The sequence below is a fragment of the Leptodesmis sp. genome (assembly GCF_052746595.1).
Map to the genome: position 1 here is coordinate 1 of NZ_JBRAGO010000193.1, position 3,215 is coordinate 3,215.

Annotated in this window: 5 protein-coding genes; all 5 read right to left on the reverse strand. The window is 49.8% G+C overall.

Annotated features, from left to right (window positions below; genetic code table 11):
• Nucleotides 1-74 precede the first annotated feature (74 nt).
• Nucleotides 75-734, reverse strand: a complete 660-nt coding sequence (locus ACUVQO_RS22855) for a glycosyltransferase family 4 protein (RefSeq protein ID WP_445928124.1) — start codon at nt 732-734, stop codon at nt 75-77.
• Nucleotides 631-870, reverse strand: a complete 240-nt coding sequence (locus ACUVQO_RS22860) for a hypothetical protein (protein ID WP_445928125.1) — start codon at nt 868-870, stop codon at nt 631-633. The genes ACUVQO_RS22855 and ACUVQO_RS22860 overlap by 104 nt, the downstream gene beginning before the upstream one ends.
• Nucleotides 871-907: 37 nt before the next feature.
• Nucleotides 908-1,237 carry a glycosyltransferase gene (locus ACUVQO_RS22865; RefSeq protein WP_445928121.1) on the reverse strand — a complete coding sequence of 110 codons (330 nt, stop codon included), beginning with the start codon at nt 1,235-1,237 and terminating at the stop codon, nt 908-910.
• Between the two features lie 173 nt (nt 1,238-1,410).
• Nucleotides 1,411-2,568, reverse strand: coding sequence for a glycosyltransferase family 4 protein (locus ACUVQO_RS22870; protein WP_445928122.1), 1,158 nt, complete (start codon nt 2,566-2,568; stop codon nt 1,411-1,413).
• Between the two features lie 6 nt (nt 2,569-2,574).
• On the reverse strand, nt 2,575-3,215 hold a 641-nt coding region (locus tag ACUVQO_RS22875), incomplete at its 5' end, for a class I SAM-dependent methyltransferase (RefSeq protein WP_445928123.1).

Here is a 3,215-nt window from a genome sequence, read left to right on the forward strand (position 1 = left end):
GACAACTATGCGCCTGCCTGGCAGCATAGTCAAGAAAGTGCAAAGATAGTGATCTGAGAAAAAGGCGGTACAGTTTATGAATATTCATTTTGCTCCCTCACGATTTCATAAATTTCCATCAGCATCTGATAGTTCCGCTCTGCTGTATACTTCTGTTCGTACTTTTGTCGCGCCTCTCGACCCATCTCCCGCATCGTGTCGGGATTTGCCCAGGCCCACTCTACTTTGGCAGCCAGATCCTCGGCATCACCGAGGTTGAAGAGCAATCCCGTCCGTCCATCCTCCACGATCTCGGCCATCGCCCCCAGCCGCGAGGCGATCACCGGTACGCCACAGGCGAAGGCTTCGGCAATGGTTAGAGGAAACCCCTCATACCACTCCGATGGGAATACGAGAAAACGAGCGCTTTTTATCAGCGCCAACACCTCGTCGTGGGAGCGCCAGCCCAGAATCTCCAATCCTTCCGAACGAGCCCGTTGCATTTCCCCCATCAATGGCCCATCGCCGACCACTTTCAATGGGACCCCTCTCAGCTTCTGCCAGGCCTGGACTAGGGTACGAACCCCTTTTTCCCGCGAGATCCGACCCACAAAGAGGACATAGTTGCCAGACCTATCTCCAGGGCCGGGATCAGGGTATGTAAAATTGGGCTTGATCGCGATTTTCTCCGCGGGCAATCCTCCCTCGATGAACTTCTGTCGCGCGAACTCCGTAAGCGCGATGTACACATCCACCTGCTCGGTCCAGGTCCTCAAGAGGCGGTGCACGGTAAGCATTCCGGCCACCACTGCCGTCTGTGCCCGTGAGCCGCGCCAGCAGCCGTGCCACACACCGGGCCAGGGAACTGGTTTCCCCAGGCAGTCCTCGCACACCCGCCCGTCCCGCATCAAAAGCGTGCCAGGGCAGATCAATAGTTGTGCAGCGTCTGCACCACCGGAATCCTAGCCTCTTTACAGGCGTAATAGGCGGCCGGCGAGATGCGCAGAAAGGTGTTGTGAAAGTGAGCAATATCGGGTTTGGTTTCACGAATAAGCGCTGAAAGCTGTCTTTTTGCTTCCTGCGACCAAACCGCATCTATCGCTGCTTTTAATGGATTTATATCGCTTAGCCAGCGGTTGTTCTCTACAAACGCTATCACCTCATGCCCGTGACTTTTCAACAGCGTTGACTCCATCTGGAAGATAGTATCTTCACCGCCGGGTAACTGATAGTGGTTGTGGATAAGGAGTATTCGCATCGCTCTCCTTTACATGAAAACAGCTGCTCCAGCCAAAGCATCCTTACCTTCTTCTCGGAAGGCTACCCAAAAGGTTGGTTTTATCTCCTTCACCCAATCAGCAAAAGCACGGTTGCACTGAACGTCATCTGCAACTACAAGCGCAGGATGAGCAAGGTAAGGTGTGATCGTGCTTAGCTCACGGTGAATATTCCAAGCCGCTTCGTAACATACTCAATCGCTTGCCGAAAGCCCATCACCATCCGTTCATTGTCCCAGCTGGCGATGATTCGTCGGGCGTTTTGACCAAGTTGTTCGCGTAGGCCTGGGTTATCCAAAATACGCTGCAAAGCCTGGGCTAAGGCTGCGCTATCCCGCTCCGGAACGATAAAGCCGTTGACTCCACCCTGCACTAGTCCACCAGCTGCTGCGCCTATCGCGTCGGTGGCGATAATCGGCACACCTTGGTTGAAGGCTTCGTTGACCACCAAGCCCCACGTTTCTTTGGATTCTGGTGTAGTTATGGAAGGCAACACATACACCCAGGTGATTGCATAGAATGGTACTGTCTCCTCCGGTGGAACATATCCAGTGAAATGAGTTTGGCTCATGATGTTCAACTCTTGAGCCTTCTGCTCCAATCGTTTTCGCTCAGATCCAGTTCCAGCAATGAGCAATACAGCATCTTCCCTACTCAAAGAGGCAAAAGCCTCCAATAAGTGAGGAAGCCCCTTGACCTCTTCCAGACGTCCCAAATAAAGTACAACTTTTTGGTCAGGGGCAATTCCTAGTTTGCGACGCAAGGCAGCCTTTTCTTCTTCAGTCACCTCACGGTTATAAGTGTCATTATCCACCGCATGAGCAGCCACAAATATTCGTTCAGCAGATACTCCTTCGTTTATCAAATACCGCTTCACATGTTCACCATAAACCACAATCGCATCCGAATGGTGATAGATGTATCGGGTTAAAGGGAAAGCCAGGCGATGAAACGGTGTTCGCAGACGCATCCAAATGCCGGTCCAGAGGATAAAGGGTCTACGCTTCAGACGAGCAACCAGGTACGTTAATGGCAAAGCAAAACGTCCGTTGATGCACTTGATGTAAACATCATAGTTGCCCCGTAAAAGTTTCCAGGGCAATGTAGGAGTGACACGAGAATGCCCCAGTTTATAGCCCGGAAGATACTCATAGTGGAAGTTGCCGGCCCGCACACCGTGTTGTCGCTGCCAGTACCACTCATCGCCAGCGGAAAAGAAGTAATAATCCACTTTATAGTAGCTAGCTAGGGTTTCAAACGTTTTGACTCGATAGTGAGGACAAATGTTAGTAATAAAAGCAACCTTCATCATAGGGCTTTACCGACCTTTCACTACTCGCACAAGCATTTCGGCGCCCAGGAATTCTGCTTTCAGTTTTCCTATCAAACCCTTGTCCGGTACCTTCTCCAAAAAGCGAGGCTGGCAGAAAATACCTCTGTGCATATCTACCTTGAATCCGGTTTTCTCCAGCAGACTTTTCAGGTTGGAAAAGCAAAAATAGTGCAGTGTTCCCCCATCATAACCTTCAGGATAGAAACTGGTTCTTGGGAAATCGCCTAGCACAGCTAATTTGAAAATTCTCCAAAAGGTACGCATATTAGGTACTGTCAAAATCAGCTCACCATCCAGCCTTAGAACACGATTGAACTCTCTTAACGCGAAAATTATATCATAAATACATTGCAAAGTACTTAGACATGTTATGCTATCAAAATAGCTATCTTCAAATGGCAATTTCTCTGCATTGAGGTTAATACAATACGCTTTAATTCCCCTCTGCCGAGCCAGTTCAACAGCCTTATCAGAAATGTCAATGCCGTATATCTCCTCAAAACGATCTCGAACTAGTACTCCAAGTACACCATCACCACACCCTATATCCAGCAATCGCTGTCTAGGACGTAAGATGCGAGCTGCTGCTTCTACACGAAGGTTACTTCCTTGTACGTAATCACTTA